15 protein-coding genes are annotated in these 16,806 nt (G+C 63.9%); 4 read left to right on the forward strand and 11 right to left on the reverse strand.

The window, feature by feature from the left end; translation table 11 throughout:
* Positions 1–57 precede the first annotated feature (57 nt).
* Together EN852_RS12335 and EN852_RS12340 are read left to right on the forward strand one after the other, a co-directional pair.
* Positions 58–885 carry a hypothetical protein gene (locus tag EN852_RS12335; RefSeq protein ID WP_246694258.1) on the forward strand — a complete coding sequence of 276 codons (828 nt, stop codon included), beginning with the start codon at positions 58–60 and terminating at the stop codon, positions 883–885.
* Positions 848–1,963: a hypothetical protein gene (locus tag EN852_RS12340; protein ID WP_246694259.1), complete on the forward strand. Its 1,116-nt coding sequence runs from the start codon at positions 848–850 to the stop codon at positions 1,961–1,963. The genes EN852_RS12335 and EN852_RS12340 overlap by 38 nt, the downstream gene beginning before the upstream one ends.
* Here the strand turns inward: EN852_RS12340 and EN852_RS12345 are convergent.
* From EN852_RS12345 to EN852_RS12365, 5 genes are all read right to left on the reverse strand, one after another.
* The gene (locus EN852_RS12345; RefSeq protein ID WP_127873854.1) at positions 1,897–2,400 is read right to left on the reverse strand and encodes a hypothetical protein; all 504 of its coding nucleotides are present in this window, start codon (positions 2,398–2,400) and stop codon (positions 1,897–1,899) included. The two genes, EN852_RS12340 and EN852_RS12345, sit on opposite strands and share 67 nt — an antisense overlap.
* A gap of 422 nt (positions 2,401–2,822) precedes the next feature.
* The gene (locus EN852_RS12350; protein ID WP_127873853.1) at positions 2,823–4,508 is read right to left on the reverse strand and encodes a hypothetical protein; all 1,686 of its coding nucleotides are present in this window, start codon (positions 4,506–4,508) and stop codon (positions 2,823–2,825) included.
* Positions 4,509–4,592: 84 nt separating this feature from the next.
* Positions 4,593–5,717, reverse strand: coding sequence for an FAD-binding oxidoreductase (locus EN852_RS12355; protein WP_127873852.1), 1,125 nt, complete (start codon positions 5,715–5,717; stop codon positions 4,593–4,595).
* Between the two features lie 55 nt (positions 5,718–5,772).
* A complete protein-coding gene (locus tag EN852_RS43170; protein ID WP_127873851.1) occupies positions 5,773–7,293 on the reverse strand; it encodes an amino acid ABC transporter permease/ATP-binding protein in 1,521 nt (506 codons plus the stop codon).
* Between the two features lie 100 nt (positions 7,294–7,393).
* A complete protein-coding gene (locus EN852_RS12365; RefSeq protein ID WP_127873850.1) occupies positions 7,394–8,230 on the reverse strand; it encodes an ABC transporter substrate-binding protein in 837 nt (278 codons plus the stop codon).
* Between the two features lie 203 nt (positions 8,231–8,433).
* Here EN852_RS12365 and EN852_RS12370 point away from each other — a divergent pair, with 203 nt between their 5' ends.
* The gene (locus EN852_RS12370; RefSeq protein ID WP_127873849.1) at positions 8,434–9,492 is read left to right on the forward strand and encodes a LacI family DNA-binding transcriptional regulator; all 1,059 of its coding nucleotides are present in this window, start codon (positions 8,434–8,436) and stop codon (positions 9,490–9,492) included.
* A 63-nt stretch (positions 9,493–9,555) separates the two neighbouring features.
* On the opposite strand, the gene EN852_RS12375 is transcribed toward EN852_RS12370, so the two are convergent.
* From EN852_RS12375 to EN852_RS12405, 6 genes are all read right to left on the reverse strand, one after another.
* Entirely contained in the window at positions 9,556–11,196 is a 1,641-nt protein-coding gene (locus tag EN852_RS12375; RefSeq protein ID WP_127873848.1) for an ABC transporter substrate-binding protein, read from the reverse strand.
* A gap of 307 nt (positions 11,197–11,503) precedes the next feature.
* Positions 11,504–12,472: an alpha/beta hydrolase gene (locus EN852_RS12380; RefSeq protein WP_127873847.1), complete on the reverse strand. Its 969-nt coding sequence runs from the start codon at positions 12,470–12,472 to the stop codon at positions 11,504–11,506.
* A 5-nt stretch (positions 12,473–12,477) separates the two neighbouring features.
* Positions 12,478–13,155, reverse strand: a complete 678-nt coding sequence (locus EN852_RS12385) for an isochorismatase family protein (RefSeq protein ID WP_127873846.1) — start codon at positions 13,153–13,155, stop codon at positions 12,478–12,480.
* A 27-nt stretch (positions 13,156–13,182) separates the two neighbouring features.
* Positions 13,183–14,481 (reverse strand): Xaa-Pro peptidase family protein, encoded by a 1,299-nt coding sequence (locus tag EN852_RS12390; RefSeq protein WP_127867948.1) that lies wholly within the window; start codon positions 14,479–14,481, stop codon positions 13,183–13,185.
* Positions 14,482–14,790: 309 nt separating this feature from the next.
* Complete coding sequence (locus EN852_RS12400; protein ID WP_246694260.1) at positions 14,791–15,771, reverse strand: GlxA family transcriptional regulator; 981 nt, start codon at positions 15,769–15,771, stop codon at positions 14,791–14,793.
* Entirely contained in the window at positions 15,768–16,196 is a 429-nt protein-coding gene (locus tag EN852_RS12405) for an NUDIX domain-containing protein (protein ID WP_348632081.1), read from the reverse strand. Before EN852_RS12405 ends, EN852_RS12400 begins: the two co-directional genes overlap by 4 nt.
* A gap of 91 nt (positions 16,197–16,287) precedes the next feature.
* On the opposite strand from EN852_RS12405, the gene EN852_RS12410 reads away from it, so the two are divergent.
* Positions 16,288–16,797: a GAF domain-containing protein gene (locus EN852_RS12410; RefSeq protein ID WP_127873845.1), complete on the forward strand. Its 510-nt coding sequence runs from the start codon at positions 16,288–16,290 to the stop codon at positions 16,795–16,797.
* The last annotated feature ends 9 nt before the right edge of the window (positions 16,798–16,806 follow it).

The following is a 16,806-nucleotide window of genomic DNA, read 5'->3' on the forward strand; positions in this document are numbered from 1 at the left end:
ACGCCATGACAATTGCAAGTGCACTGGACGTAGGCCTTCAATCTTGGCAAATTTACTTTGAAGTCGCCGATTGGACGCGGCGGTGACTCGGGGGAAATTACCATGACCACTGCAACATTGGGACGACCCGGCAGATTCGAGATCGGCAGGGTGTTCAACACAACTTTCGGCGTGCTCACGCGCAATATCGGACTTTGCATAGGACTTGCGGCCCTGTTCTCCGGGCTGCCTGCGCTGTTGATCCGGCTGTGGCAGCAACCGCAACTCGACGCGATACTGCACCACGATCCGGCCGCGATGCCGGATCCCAGCGCGATGTTTCGCAACTCCTCCGTCAGCGTCATAGCCGGTTTGATCGGATTTGTTTTCGCGCTGCTGCTGCAGGCCGCGCTGATGCGCGCCACGATCGAGGATCTGAACGGCAAGCGGCCGTCCTTCGGCGACTGCGTACAAACCGCAATTCGCTTCCTCCTTCCGACGCTCGCGGTCGGCCTGCTGGTCGGCCTCGGCGCGGGCATCGGACTGATGCTGCTGATTGTACCCGGCATCATCCTGTGGCTGGGTTGGTCGATGTCGGTTCCGGTTCTCATCCAGGAGCGGCGCGGTGTGTTTGGCTCGATGTCGCGCAGCCGCGCCCTGACCAAGGGCAGCCGCTGGTCGCTGTTCGGCCTGTTCCTCATCCTGATCATCATAGCCATGATCATCCAGTGGGGGATGCTGCTGGTCCTCGTTCTATTCGGCGGCATCCTTGCCGAAGTGGGGTCCGCGCTGGTGCAGGCCGTGGTGTCGATGGTGCTGTCGGTCGCGACGGCGGCGAGCTACGTCGAACTGCGTCAGGCGAAGGAAGGTGCCAGCATCGACGAACTGGCGGAAATCTTCTCGTAACCGAGCACACCCATTCGGCCCGGCTAGCGAGTACCTGAAACATCGTCAGACTGGCGGGGGAGGCTTCGGCCGTACCCCGCCTTTCGGCACTGAAGCAGGCAATACGCACGGAGAATTGCAACTCGTCCAATCCGCAAGTATCAATCTTGCGGATACTGTTCAATTTTGCATATTCATTAGATGGGCGGAATATAATATGGCGTCGATCGCAAGCGGCAGGCCGGAAAAATTCCGCATCGGCCAGGTGTTCAGCAATACATTCTCGGTTATCGGCCGCAGCTTCGGCCCGCTTGCCGCGATCGTCGGCCTGTTTTCCGCGGCGCCCACGTTGATCTACAATTTTTGGAACCTCACCCAGCTTGCCAGGATGCGTGAGGCCGTCGGCGCCTCTGCCTTCGAAAGGCCGGACATGGCAAGGTTGGCGGCCGTATCGGCGATTGCCGGGTTGCTGTTCCTGGTGCTCAGCTTTCTCGCGCAGGCAGCTCTGGTGCGCTTGACCGTAGACGACCTAAACGGCAGGCGTCCGGCGGTCGGCGACTGCGTACAGATCGCGCTGCGAAGGTTCTTTCCGATGCTGGGGATCGGCGTCATTGTCTTTCTTGCCCTGATATTGGCCGCTATCGTGATGAGTGTCGTCGCCTCGCTCCTGGCCTTTGGCGGACTCTTCGTCGGAGGGCTCATCGGGGTTGCCGTAGCCTTCATTCCCGCGGCGATGTGGCTGATCAGCATTTCGGTTGCGATCCCCGTGGCGGTCCAGGAAAGGCTCGGCGTGTTCGGTTCGATATCGCGCAGCCGAGCGCTGACCAAGGGCAGCCGTTGGCCGATCTTCGGCCTGCTCCTGGTCATTGCCATCGCGGCCGGCCTGCTTCAGGCGGCATTCTCGCTGCTGTTCAGATTTGCCCTGGCAACGGCCGGCGGCCTCAGCGGCACCGGCATCTTCGTCGGGGCCGTGGGAGGCAGTCTGCTGTCGAGCATCTTCTCGGCGGTGATTTCGGTGGCGATCGCCGTCATCTATGTCGAGCTGCGCCAGGTCAAGGAAGGTGCCAACGTCGACGAACTGGCGGAAATCTTCTCGTAGTGCCGAGCAACGGATTTCATGGCGAAGGCCATAAAGGCGCGGCCGGAAGATTCGGGTCGGGGAAAGTCTCCGGCGATGCCGCCTTGTTCATAGGACGAAATTTCATCTTGGTGCTGGCTATAAGCATCGTGTTCTTCTACCTTCCCGTCCTCCTCTTCGACCTGCAGGCGGCGCGGGAGGCGAGCCAGCCAATCTATTCTCCGGCCGCTGGCGGGGTCGCTGTCTGGCTGACCAAAACGGTAACCGCCATTGCGCCCAGATTGCTCGTCATCGCGCCGATCTTCTTTGGCCAGGCGGTCTTGTCGAAAGCCGCCGCCGGCCAGTTCACAGGCAATCGACCATCGCGGGGGGGCTGCTTGCTGGCAGCCTTGCGCCGTTTTCTTCCGCTCTTCGGTTTGGGGGCCGTGATGTTCCTGGTGACCAATCTTGGCCAGCAAGCATTGTTCGCCATGGCCCCATACCTGCCTTCTTACGGCAATGGCATCATCCTGGTCCTTTTGCAGGTGCCTGTTTTCGCGTTCGGATTTTCAATAATCCGCGTTATTCCCGTGATTATGCAAGAAGGCCGGGGGTTGATCGCCTCGATGTCGCGTGCACGCGCTTTGAGCAGGGGATGCCGTTGGCCGATATTCGGTATGATTTCAGTCGTCACCGCGGCAACCTGCCTGGGGTTTTGGGCGACGTCCGGCGTAGTTGCTCCCGGTGAAGCCATGCCAGTCTATGCTGCGCTTGTTGGCTGCTGGCTTCGACGCTGCTCACCGCGGCCTATGTTGAGCTGTGCCGCATCAAGGACGGTCCCGGTGCCGCGGAATTGTCCGAGATATTTTCCTAGCGAGCGGTGCGATCGGCACCGCTTGCCTCAATGACAACAGCAACGTTCCGCCTCTAAGCTGGTCCGGCACAGGCATGACGAGGTGATCGCCACATCCGCCTTGACTAGCGCCGCCGCCAGCTTCGCCTGCAATCCCGGCAGCTCGTCTTTCTCGCCGCGCCGCTTGAGGCATTCGACCAGCCCGTGCAACGCCCAGACATTGTCCGGATGCTGGGCGCAGCGCTGCACCGCGCCGCTCAAGCCTAGATCGTCGCGATAGACCTGCTCGGCCTCGGCCGCGTGGCCCTGGTCGAGCAGGAGCGCGGCCAGCGCGTGGCGCGGCGGATGCATCCAGGCCCATGGCTCGGTGTAGGAGAGATTGTCGTCGAGCTCGACCGCGCGGCGCAGATGCCCGTAGGCCTCGTCATGCCGCCCCTGGTGATAGGCGAGCTCACCGTCGAGCAGTGCCGCGCCCACCGCAAGCGAGGCTTTTGTCGGGTTGCTGAGGAAGCGCCGCTCCGGCGCAATGTTTTCTATTTGCCGACTAAGCAACTCGCGTTCACGCTCGGCGGAAGCGAAGTCGCGCAGCGTCGCATGCGCCACGCCCTTAGCGTAGTGCTGCAGCGCGGCGGTCACCACATAGAGGTCGGGCTCGCCGTTCATGGGCTCGTCGATGATCTCGAGCCAGCGTCCGAAGCGCACCTGAACATGCGATTTCATCGCGTGATAGCCCTCGACCGTCTGCGTCAGCTTCGGCCGCTCGGGAATGCTGACGACCTCGCGCGTCACCAGGCTGCGCACCTTGTCGGCGGCCCACAGCGCCGGGCGGTACTGGCCAAGGAACATGCAGGTGAACATCATCAGATGCAGGTCGTGGCAGCAGCCGAGCAGGTAATAGGTCGGCTCGCCGGCATAGGCGAGGTAGAGGTCGTTGGCGCGCACCGCCTTCTCGCTGGCAATCTTGGCCTTCTCATATTCGCCGCACAGCACGTAAATGTGCGCAGGCATATGGTTCATATGGCCGGCATCCGGGCACATCGTGCCCAGCCGTTCCGCCGAGCGCATGCCGCGCTCGGGCTGTGTCGACATTTCAAGCAGATGGATGTGGAGATGAAGCGCCGCCGGGTGCGGCGCGGCCCCCGCCTCATCCGACATCCTGATCGAGCGTTCGCATATCTCCAGCGCCTCGATCACATCCGAATTCGGCGCAGGCTCGCCCGTCTTGAGATTCCACAGCCGCCGCACCGTACGCATCATCAGCGCTTCGACCGTGAGCGCCATCACATCATGGTCGTCGGGATGGTCGCGATGGACCTCGCGCATGGCGGCGGCATAGGCGTCGTCCCATTTTTCGAACTCAGCGTCGCTCACGCCCTGCGGCTGCTGGAAGCGGGCGCTGAGCGCCTCGATCAGCCGCCGCTCGATAGGGCTCGCGCTCGCCGCATTGGCTTGCGCCAGCCGCACATGCTCGAAACAGCGCCTGGCGACACGGTCGGCTTCGGCCTTGCCATGCTCCTTCCAGGTCAGATTGTAGAAAGGCCCGGCGGCATAGGCGATGCCCCAATGGACGAAGGCGCAAGCTGGATCGGTCTCCAGCGCCTTCTCGAAGCACTTTATCCCTTCCTCATGGTTGAAGCCGTAGCACCAGTTCAGCCCGATATCGAACCAGCGCTGCGTTTCGGGCGAGGAGGTGGAGATGGGACGGCGATAGGTGCCGAGGTCGAAGTGATCCATGCCCGATCGTTTCTCGCATTCGAGCCGGCGAAAACCGGCCACGCACAATCTGTGCCGAAAGACGCGGGTTTGGCAAACGGCTTCTCAACTGTCGAACCGCGCGGGACGAAACGGCTCAAGCAACGGACTGGGCTCGCCGCTGACGATCTCGTCCGCCAGCAATTCGCCCGCGATGAGACCGAGCGTGGCGCCGCTATGGCTGAAGACGACGTTGTAGCCGGGAATGCCGGCCAGCTGGCCGATCACCGGTTCGCCATCGGCCGGTATCGGCTTCGGTCCCATGTGATGGCTTTCCAGCGCCAGTTTCGGATTGCCTTCCAGCACCTTGGAGGCCTCTTCGAGCAGGCCCGCGATCGTCGATGGCTTGGCCTCGTAGCTGCCGTCGCCGCGCACAATGACTTCTTCCTCGGACCAGGCCGAGTCAAGCGCGAAACCGCCGTTGGGGGTCGGCCGGATGGCGACACGCGGCGTGTTGAGCACGGCGCGCAGCGGATGGCGGACTGGCTTGCTGAAGAGGAGCAGAGCGCGCGTCGTGCCGTCACCAATGCGCCGGCCTGCTTTTGCCGCCATGGCCGGCACCGCCGGGCCGGTCGCGACCACGACGGCGTCGGCATCGATAGCCAGGCCGGAGGAGGTCCTCACGCCGGTCGCCCGGCCATTGGCAAGAACAACATCGGCAGCGCCGGCATCGGTGACAATCCGCCCGCCGCGTTCGCCGAACTCCCGCAGCAGCAGGCCGATGAGCGATGGCAGATCGACCCAGCCTTCGCCGGCATTGAAGATGGCGCCTTGGCGAGAAACAGCCTTTGCGTCGATGCCTGGCGTGACGGCGGCGATCTCGGCGGGTGCGAGCAGCCGCGTCTCGTAACCGATCGCCTGTTCGTGGCGGAAGATTTCCTCGATCTGGTTGGCCGCATTGTCGGCGTCCCAGGTGAGCCCGCCGTCAAGCCGCAGCCAGGCGCGGCAATCCTGCCCGGCTGCGAACTTCCGGTAGCGGTCAAGGCCCGCGATGCGCAGCGCATGGTAGGCGGCCGAGCGTTTTCGCGCGGAGTTGAGCCAGGCGAGTGAGCGCGACGACGCGCCGTTGGCGACCGGCCCGTCGCTGACGATCGTCACTTGCACGCCGAGCCGGGCGAGATGAACGGCGGTTGAGACGCCGAAGATGCCGGCGCCGATGACGGCGACCTTGAGGGCAGATTTTTCAGTCATGACTGCAGCTTTCGATGATCGGGTTTTGGCTTGGGAGAGGGCGCAGCGGCATCGCTCACAGCACCTCGGCGAGAAATTGCCGGAGTCGCGGGCTGTTCGGCCGGTCGAATATCTCCGCCGGCGGGCCGACCTCGACGATGCGGCCCTCATCCATGAAGGCGACCTGGTCGGCCACCTTGCGGGCGAACCCCATCTCATGGGTGACGACGATCATCGTCATGCCGCGCCGGCCGAGATCGGCCATCAGGTTGAGCACGCCTTTGACCAGCTCCGGGTCGAGCGCGCTGGTCACCTCGTCGAAGAGGATGACTTCGGGGTCCATGGCCAGCGCGCGGGCGATCGCCACGCGCTGCTGCTGGCCGCCGGAGAGGCGGCTCGGCCGGTAGTCCGCGCGGGCGGCAAGGCCCACTTCGGCAAGCTGCGCTTCGGCCAAACGCCGTGCCTGGCTTCCCGCCATGCCCTTGATCTTGGTCAGCGCAAGCATGACGTTCTCGATCGCCGTGTGGTTCGGGAACAGGTTGAAATGCTGGAACACCATGCCGACGCGGCGGCGAAGCTGCTCCGGTTGCATCGCCAGAATGCTTTCGCCGTCGAGCAGGACGTCACCGGCCTTGGGCTCGACCAGCCGGTTGAGGCAGCGCAGCAGTGTCGATTTCCCTGATCCCGATGGACCGATCACGCAGGTGACCGTCCCCGGCTCGACCTTGAGCCTTATCTCTTTCAGCACCTGCAGTTCGCCATAGGCCATGTCGAGGTCGCGCACCTCGAGGCTGCCGGCCTTGATGGCCGGCCGTGCCGTTGCGGGGGCCTTGCCCGACACGTCCCTCAACTCGCCGACCTCGACCAGGCCGCTGACGGCGGCGCCCGGTTTCTGCCTGCCTAGCCGCAGACGGTTGTCGATGTGGTTGACCACGTGGGTCAGCGGCACCGTGATGATCAGATAGAACATGCCGGCCAGAAGCAGCGGCGACAGATTGCCGGTGACCACTGCCTGGTCCTGGCCGATGCGGAAAATCTCACGCTCGGAGGCAAGCAGGCCGAGGAAATAGACGAGGCTGGAATCCTTGACGTTGCCGATGAACTGATTGACCAAAGCGGGAAGCACGCGACGTATGCCCTGCGGAATGACGATCAGCCGCATGCCCTGGCTATAGCTCATGGAGAGCGCGCGGCACGCTTCCATCTGACCGCTCTCGACGCTCTGGATCCCCGAGCGAAAAATCTCGCCGATATAGGCACCGGCAATCAGGCTCAGCGCCACGATGCCGAGCGGGTAAGGCGAGGGGCCGAACAGCTCGCGGCCGATGCGGGCAAAACCCTGGCCGATCAAAAGGATGGTGAGGATCGCCGGCAGCCCGCGAAAGATGTCGGTATAGACGCGCGCCGGAATCCGCAGCCAGGCAGAGCGCGAGATGCCCATGACCGCAAGGATCATACCTATGACGATGCCGAGCACGGTCGAAGCCGCGGCCAGGATCAGCGTGTTCTTCAAGCCGACCATGAGCAACGACGGCAGCACCGATGCCATCGCGTCCCAATCGAAGAAGCTGCGCTGAAGGTTCTCTAACCAATTCATTCGCCAACCTGCCTTGCTCGGCGACGGAATCGCCCGTCGCGCGATCGCTCATGGCCTGCCTGGAAGGCCGCCGGCATTCGCGCCGGCGGCAGTTTGCAGGTCAGTTCTTCTTGGGGAGATATTGCTCCGGCATCGGCGATCCGGGGAACCATTTCTGGTAGAGCTCGCGCCAGGTGCCGTCCTGCATGGCTTCGTGGATGCCCTTGTTCAGCGCCTCGCGAAAAGCGTCGTTGCCCTTGCGGATAACGAAACCAGCCGGCGCGTCGAAAGACGGAATGTTGATGGCGATCTTAAGCGACGGATAGCGCTCGCCATATTGTTTGGCCGCCTCATAATCGAGGAAGTGTCCGTCGATCGTGCCGTTGTTGAGCGCGGCGATAGCCGAGTTGTTGTCGGGGAATTTCACCAGGTCGGTATGGGTAAAATTCTTGGTAGCGTAGATTTCCTGCAGCGTGCCCTGGACGACGCCGAGGCGCTTGCCGGCAAGGCCTTCGGCGCTGGTGATCTTGGGGTCGGACGTCAGCACGGACAGATACCCGGCAAGATAGCCGTCGGAAAAGTCGACCGTTTGCTTGCGCTTCTCGGTCGTTCCGATGGCCGCGACGGCCACATCGAAGCGTTGGTTGGCGACGGACGGCATCAGCGCCGAGAACTCCTGGCCAGTGAAGGTCACCTGGTCCGGCTTGAAGCCCATCCGGCCCACCACGTTGAGGAAGAATTCGAGATCGAACCCGGTGAACTTGCCGTCGGCGGTGGTGAAGGCATAGGGCTTGGCGTCGCCCATCGTGCCCACGCTGATCGTCTTTGGGTCGATGAGATTGTAGGGATTGTCCGCTGCCCAGGCCTTGGGGAGCGAAAGCGCCGCCAGCGCGATGGCGAAGAAGACCGAGCCGATGCGCTGCCGGCAGCTCACTGTGAAAAGACCTCTTATGCTCATTGGTTGTTCTCCACTCAGAAGATCGGCTCAAGCCTGGCTTTCGAGAAGGCCCGGCGGTCGATTCGACACGGTTTCCGATGCGGCGCCTCTCAGCGCTCTTTTTCTTGTGAGACCGGTCTCAATTGTGGATGAGACCGGTCTCTTGACATTTGTAGGCACAGCGACAACCATCCGTCAACGAATTTGAAAGCGATTTCCAAGAAATGAAGCGCCCATCCAAGGCTCCCTCCGTCACCGTCAGCGACGTCGCCCGCGAAGCCAAGGTTTCGAAGGCGACGGCGGCGCGCGTGCTGGGCGGTTACGGCACCGTGAGCGAGATGGTCCGCGCGGCCGTGCTGGAAGCCGCCAGGGCGCTCGACTACCGGCCGAACGAGCTCGCGCGCAGCATGACGACCGGGCGTTCCGGCAGCATCGGCGTGGTCGTCGGCGATATCGAGAACCCGTTCTTCTCGCTTGCCGTGCGCGGCATCAGCGACGTGGCGCGCTTGTCGGGCATCAACGTCATACTCGCCAATTCAGGCGAAGACGTCGAGGCGGAGAAGAATGCGATCCGCGTCCTCCTGGCAAAGCAGGTCGACGGCTTGATCGTGACGCCGGCCCAATCCGGCGAGATCGCGCATCTCAAGGAGATCGCTTGCCCGCTGGCGCTGCTCGACCGCGCCCTGCCGGAGCTTGCCGTCGACACAGTCACGGTCGACGACCGCAAGGCGGCGCTGCGGGCCACGCGCATCCTAACTGAGGCCGGGCATCGAAGGATCGCCTATGTCACCGCGGCGGTGTTGTCGGGGGACTTTCGCGGCGCTGCGTCCAGGATTAACACCTCCACGGTGCGCGAGCGCATCCTCGGCTTTATCGAGGCTTGCTGCGAGGCGGACATCGAAGGGGCGGAGCGCAATATCCATTTCGGCAGCGGGCGATCGGAAAGCGCGCACGCCCTCATGCAGCGCCTGCTCAAAAGTGCGGAGCGGCCGACGGCGATCCTCGCCTCCGACAGCGTCGTGGCGCTGGAGTTGTTCAAGGCGATCCGCGAATGCGGCCTCCGCATCCCTCAAGACATATCGCTGATCACCTTCCACGATGCCGACTGGACAAGCGTGACCACGCCGCCGATCACCGTCATCGACCAGCCGGTCTATGCGCTGGGAAAGTCTGTCGCTGAACTGTTGATACGCCGCCTGAAAGGCGACGACCGTCCGCCCGAAAGGATCGTGCTGCCCACGACGATCATCGAACGGATGTCGGTCGGCCCGTCAGAGGCTTGAGCGCTGAAAAGCGGCGGCCGGCGCGGCTTTGAACGCCGCGCCGGCCGCTCGGTCCCGGGAGGATCAACTCTCCAGCCACACCTTCTCGAAATGCTGCTCGAGCGCCTGATGCTGTTCGCAGCCCTGCACGCCCTTGCGATAGGTGCGGTAGACCGAGCGCCAGTAGGGCTGGATGATGATGCCGCTATCGCGCAAATTGGTCTCGATCTTGGCCATGATCTCCTTGCGGGCCGCGGCGTCCGGCGTCGCAAGCGCCTTGTCGAGAAGCTCGTCGAACTCCTTGTTCGCATAGGCGCTTTCGTTCCAGGCCGCGCCCGATTTATAGGCCAAAGCCAGCACCTGGACGCCGAGCGGGCGGCCGAGCCACTCGGTGCAGGAATAGGGGAACTTGCTCCAGTCGTTCCAGAAGGTCGCGGCCGGCAGCACGGTGCGCTTGATCTTGAGGCCCGCCTCGCGGATCTGCGCCGCGATGGCGTCGGCGGTGCTCTTTTGCCATTCGATGTCGACCGAGATCAGCTCATATTCATGGTCGGCCTTGCCGGCTTCCGCGATCAGCTTCTTGGCCTGTTCGACATCGCGCTTGGCCGGGCCGATATCGGCGAATTCCGGATGCATGGGGCCGACATGGTGGTTGTCCGCGGGCTTGCCGCGACCGTCGAGACCGAGCTTCAGCACCGCCGCATTGTCGACGGCAAGTTGGGCCGCGCGACGCACCTTGACGTCGTCATAGGGCGCGTTGGAGACATTGAAGCGCGCCACGATGGTCGAGCCGGTGGCGATCTCGGAATTCTGCAGGCCCATCTTGTCGGTCTGCGAGACGGCGTCCGACGCGGTCTCATGGTCGGTGTCGATCTCGCCGGATTCGAAGGCCGACAGCATGGCGTTGGGATCGGAGCCGTAATCGACCCATTTGATGCCGTCGAGATGGAACTCGCCCTTCCACCAGGGCTTGTCCTTGCGCTTCACCTCCGCGCCCGTCTCGGCGTCCCAGCTCACCAACTCGCACGGGCCGGTGGTGATGGCCAAAGCCTTCTTCGGGTCGGCATCGCCCTCATAGGAGCGGTGCATGATCAGCGCCGGATAGTCCGCCATGCCGGCAATCAGCGAGATGTCTGGCTTGGGCAGGTTGAGCTTGACGGTGTAATCGTCGACCTTCTGGATGCCGCCATCGACCGGCTTCTTGGTGTCGGCATTGACCAGCGCGCCCATGCGCGCCGCGACCGAATTGCCGGCGACCGAGGCATCGCACCAGCGGTTGAGGTTGTGGATCACGTCGTCGGCGTTGAATGTGTCGCCGTTCGACCAGGTGATGCCCTTGCGCACATGCAGCGTGATCGTCTTGGCGTCGTCGCTGGTTTCCCAGCTTTCCAGCAGCCACGGCTCGAAGGAAAAGTCGGTGTTCCAGCGCACCAGATATTCGTTGCACTGGCGCGCGACATTCGACATCTCGACGCCGTCGAAGGTGCGCGGATCCTTGAAGCCTTTGACGTTCATGGCGACGCGCAGCACACCGCCCTTTTTCGGCTCGGCGGCCCGGGCGGGCGAGGGGGTAATCCCGCCCAGCGCCATCGCGCCGGCGGCGCTGACGCCGAAGCCGGCCATCAGCGCCAGATATTCGCGCCGGCTGATCGCGCCCTTCTTGAAGTCGTCGGCGATCGGCTTTGCACGCGGGTGCAGTTTCCTGTCGGTCAGCATGAATTTCATCGTCGTTCCCTCTGTTGTTGGGCGCCCCGGAATCGCCAGGCGCGGGGGCGGATGCGACCGCCGGGGCGCCATTGCCTGCTGAGGAATGATAGGTCCGCTTTCCGCAGCGAAATGTTTGGTGTTCCGCAGTTCTTGTGCGTTGTTCCGCAGAGGGAACTTGACTCAGACGGCCTCGCCCCCTCATCCGGCGCGCTTCGCGGCCACCTTCTCCCGAGGGGAGAAGAGGTTCGCGCCGGCGCTGACAGGCTCCTCTCCCCTTGGGAGAGGTTAGCCGAGCGAAGCGGAGGCTGGGTGAGGGGAGCGCCGTTCAATACGGCCACTCGCCCCGCCCAAGCGCGCCGATATCCGCAACAATCCTCGCAAATGCCTCCGCCGCACGCGGCACGGTAGCGCGGGCCCGCAAAAAACTGTGTACCAGCCGCTTCTCCTCGCGCCACCACGCTTGTCCGCCAGCGGCAACAATCCGGTCGCGATAGGTCTCGCCGTCCGAGGACAGCGGGTCGCACTCGGCGGTGACGATCACTGTCGGCGGCAGTCTGGAAAAGCCACGATCCGCGAGCGGCGAGAACGTTGGGTCGTCCGCCGACTGCCCGGGCGCCGACCGAATGCGCTGATAGAACTCGATATCGGCAAGCGTAAGCAGCGGCGCCTCGGCATGCTCGACGTAGGAGCGCCCGGTCTCGCCGCCGCCTAGCCCCGGATAGATCAGCATCTGGCCAACGGCATACCGGGGATGCCGCCGTGTCGCCTGCGCCACCGCGGCGGCCAGATTGCCGCCGGCGCTTTCGCCGCAAAGCACGATCGGCAGCGCGCTGGTCGCGGCGACCCATTCGAACACGGCCAGCGCATCGTTGAAGGAGGCCGGATGCGGATGCTCCGGCGCCAACCGGTAATCGGCCGAGACCACTTCAAACCCTGTGCCGGCGCAGATCTCGGCGCAGATGTCGTCGTGACTGTCGAGATCGCCGAGCACGAACCCGCCGCCATGATAATAGACGACGATCGCCGCCGCCTTGCCCGCCATCCGATAGCGGCGGACCGGGATCGCATGCGCCGCCGTGGCGACGACGCCATCGCTGGCGGTCACACCATCTGGGCGACCCCGATGGAAGGCCACGCACATCCGGTCATAGACCGCGCGCTGCTCCGCGATGGGCGCGGCAACGATCTCCGGCGGGTACCAGCTGTTGACCCGGTCGATATAGTCCCAGAGCTCCGCATCGAGCCGGTCGGCATATTTGCCGCGGCTCGCCGGATCGGTTGGTCCGCCGACCACTGCCGTCAGAGCTCCGCGTAGAGTTGCGCCGCATTCTCGAAGGTGAAGCGCAGCGGTACCGAACCCTCGACCTGCCAGACACTGACCGTGTCGCCGGCCATCAGCCGGCAGGCGTCGAGCGTGTTGGTGACGGCGCCGCCATAGAGCCGGTTGGCGAGGTTGAGGATGCCCGTCTGGTGCATGGCCGCACTGGCGCTGCCGCAGGCGTCCTTGACCAAAAGCACGCGAAACCCAAGCGCCACCGCGTCCTTCACCGTGGCGTCGATGCAGGCTTCGGTCCAGACGCCGGCAATCACCAGCCATTCGATGCCGGACGCCTTGAGTTTTTGGGCAAAATCGTTCTTGCCGAAGGCGCTAGCCTCCTGCTTGACCAGCATGGCTTCGCCGTTCTGCGGCGCCACTTCATGGCAGATCGACGTCAGCGGATCGTCCTTGTCGGAGAAGGCCGACTTGCCGCTCTCGTCCACGGGGTGGAACGGGCGCGCCTTGGCGAGGTCGACGATATAGGCCCAGTGGTGGAGCGGCACGAAATTGCGCCGCGCCGCCTCCTGCAGGCGCTGGGCGTTGGCGAGGGTGTCGGCAAAGCCCTCGACCAGATAGCGCTTGTCCCTGCGATGCTCCTCCTGGAGATCGATGAACACCGCGGCCACCGTGCCGCGCCGGATGGAAATGGGCGTTTTCATGCGGAATGTGCTGTCGGTACGTGGGCGCTACTTGTCAAGAAATTCGTCTTCATACGGAAACCGCGAGAGCAGCTCCGTACCGGTCTCGGTAATCAGAATCTCGTCCTCCAGCTTGACGCCCTCGCGGCCGCCCTTCTCGCCGATATAGCTTTCGACGCTCACCACCATGCCGGCTACGATGATGCCGTCGCGACCGTAGGTCTCGTAGTCCATCGCATGCGCGATGAAGGGCGTCTCGCCATGCATGCCGACGCCATGCATGACCGACGTATAGCGCTGGTCCACAAAACGGTCGGGAATCTTCCATGCCTTCTCGGCGATCTCGCGAAAGGCCATGCCGGGCTTCACGATTGAGATATTGTGCTGCACCTGGTCATGCGCCATGCGGTAGAGCGATTTTTGATAAGGCGTCGGCTTGCCCGGCCCGCAGCGGAAGGTGCGCGAGAAGTCGGAATAATAGCCGTAGCAGCCGATCGTGTCGGTATCGAGCGCCAGCAACTCTCCCGGCCGGATCTTGCGGCCGCTCGCCTCATTGAACCACGGATTGGTGCGCTGTCCCGATGTCAGCAGGCGCGTCTCGATGAACTCGCCGCCCTGGCGGATGACCTCGCCATACATGATGGCGAAAAGCTCGTTTTCGGAAACGCCGGGTTTGATCGCCTCGCGCACCGCAGCCACCGCGGCCTCGGCGCCGGCCATCGAGGCCAGCAGGCATTTCACCTCCTCCGGCGTCTTCACCGCGCGCACGGCCAAAATCTCGCCCTGGCAATCCTTCACCTCGCAGCCGCGTTTTTCCAGGGCCAGCGCCTGCAGGTGGCTGCAGCGGTCGAGCCCAAGCTTCATCGAGCCGCCGCCATGCTTCTTGAGCAACTCGGTGATCTCATCGGCAAACGGCCCGGCGGTCTCGTCGTCACGGCCGGAGACGGATGACCAGACCAGCTTGGACGGCCGCGCCTCGTCGATCGTGTCGAGCACCATCGAGACATGGTAGCTCTGCGGGTATTCGAACAGCACGATCGGCCCTTCGGTCGGGATGAAGAAGTAGCGCGTCGAATTGCGCAGGAAATAGCCGAACATGTTGCGCGAGCCGGTGGCGTAGCGCTGGTTGTAGGGATCGAACAGCACGATGCCGCCGTAGCCCGCCTCGCGCATCCAGGCACGCAGCTTGGTAAGGCGTCCCTTACGAAGGGCATCCGCATCGATGAAGGACGGCTCGGTGTCGGACAACCACATGCCGCCGGCCGGATCGGCCGCCGCCGGGTGGCGCATGCGGTCCTTGAAATCCACATCCTCGGTGCTGTCGGGGTCGAATACGACGATGCTCATGGGGGTCTCCTGATGGAGAGAACATAGCTGGGCAGGGTTTTGGGCTTATGCGGAATTCCGCAATTGTTGTGCCGGATGCCGCACGACGAACGAGCAGCGCCGTGATCCTTCGCGCCCCCCTCTGTCCTGCCGGACATCTCCCCCACGAGGGGGGAGATTGCCAGCTTCGGCGCCCCGCTCGCTCCTGCGACGTCGATGATTGGCGAAAGCTGGTGTGATATCTGATCTCCCCCCAAGTGGGGGAGATGGCCGGCAGGCCAGAGGGGGCGCTGTCCCGCCAGCGTCCATCGCGCCAGCGCGCACTGCGCCCTAATGCCGCCTCATCGCCTTCGGCGCGTGCCCGTGCTCCTCGCGAAAGGCTCTGGCAAAACTCGACATCGAGGCAAAGCCGCAGGCCAGCGCCACGTCGCGCACCATCAGCGTCGAATGCGCCAAGAGGTCGGCGGCCCGTTTAAGCCTGAGCCGCCGGTAATAGCCGTTGGGTGAGATATCGAGTTCCGCGCGGAAATTGCGCTCGAGCTTGTCGGGCGAGACGCCCAGCCGTTCCGCCAGATCGGCCATGCCAAGCCTTTCCTCCACCGCATCTTCCATGATGGCGATGGCCGAAAGCACCAGCTCGTTCTGCACCCCGGTGCGCAGCCTGAGCGGCATCAGCTTGCGGTCGACGCTCGACCGCAGCGGCGAGTGCACGAACCATTCCGCCACACCCGCCGCGAGTTCGGCGCCGTAGTCGCGCGTGATGATCTCCAGCATCATGTCGAGACTGCCAACGCCGCCCGCGGAGGTGAACCGCTTGCGGTCGATGACGAAGAGATCGCGCCGAAGCTCGATATCCGGAAAAGCCTCGGCGAAGGCTGCCTGGCTGGTCCAGTGCAAGGTGCAGGCGTGCCCGTCGAGCAAGCCCGCGCGGGCAAGGAAAAAGGCGGCGTCCGCGACAGCGCCGATATGCGCGCCGCCGCGCAGGCTTTTGCGGATCCAGCTCGTTGCCTCGTCGGCCACGACATGGTCGGCGTCCCCGCCGGAGCACACCACGATGCGATCGACCTTCGGCGCGTCCGCCGCGGAAAAGCCGGGCTGGATGACGACGCCGTTCGAAGCCTCGACCGTGCCGGGATCGGCGCCGACGATCACCCAGCGGTAGCAATCATGCTTCGCAAGGATGTTGACGGCGCGCAGCGGCTCGATGACGGAGGAAAACGCCATCATCGGAAAGCCGGGAAAGACCAGCACCGCGAAGGTGAGGGGCGCTCCTCCGCCCGCCGCCTGTTTTTCCATGTTGCGTGAATTCATGGCCGGCGGCCGTAGCGCGGCAGCACAATATCGGCAGTCAGCGGCGCCAGTTCCATGCCGCTCGCCAGCGCCGGGTTAAGCCAGATCATCTCCTCGATCTCCGCCGCCGGGATCGGCTCGTCTGTGATGGAAAGCTCGAACAGCTCGGCCTCGACACGGGCGTCCGGCTCGTTGGCGGCGGGCGCCGAAAACGAACCGAGATGGAAGGCAGCGCCCGCGTCAACGACGATGCCCAACTCCTCGCGCAATTCGCGCGCAAGGGCCGCGGCGGGCAACTCACCCGGCTCGATCTTGCCGCCGGCCTGCATGAAGGCTTTTGTGCCGCGCTTGCGCACCAGCAGCAGCCTGCCGCCGTCGTCGCGGATGATGGCGGCGGCGATGCGGATCGTCCTGGCCGTCATTGCTCTGGAATGGCTGGAGGTCACGATAGGCTGTTTCCCGGCGGCGGTTTTGGTGGCAGAGAGAGGTGAACTGTAGCTGGCCGCGCGGCCGGCTTGCAACGGAGAGACGACACGAATGTTCGCGGCAACCGCCATCGACACCAAGGATAAGCCAGCCTTCTACAAGGAGTTGGCAACGCAACTGAAAGCGCTGCTGGAAGGCGAGGGCGATTCCGTCGCCAATGCCGCCAACACGGCGGCGCTGATCTACCAGATGGTGCCCGACCTCAATTGGGCGGGTTTCTATTTCCTCGCCTCCGAGGACGAGCTGGTGCTCGGCCCCTTCCAGGGCAAGCCGGCCTGCGTGCGTATCGCCGTCGGCAAGGGCGTCTGCGGCAAGGCCATCGAGCTCGACATGTCGATGCTGGTCAAGGACGTGCATGAATTTCCCGGCCACATCGCTTGCGATGCCGATTCGCGTTCTGAGCTGGTCGTGCTGTTGCGCGATGCAGAAGGCGCGTTCGGCGTGCTCGACCTCGACAGCCCGCTGCCGGGCCGCTTCGACAAGGAGGACCAGGCCGGCATCGAGAAGCTCGCCGTGATCTATGTCGCGGCGTGCGAGTTCGAGGATGATGACGAACACTGAGAGGTGGGC

It is taken from the genome of Mesorhizobium sp. M2E.F.Ca.ET.209.01.1.1 (assembly GCF_004010375.2).
In the GTDB taxonomy this organism is placed as follows: Bacteria; Pseudomonadota; Alphaproteobacteria; order Rhizobiales; family Rhizobiaceae; genus Mesorhizobium.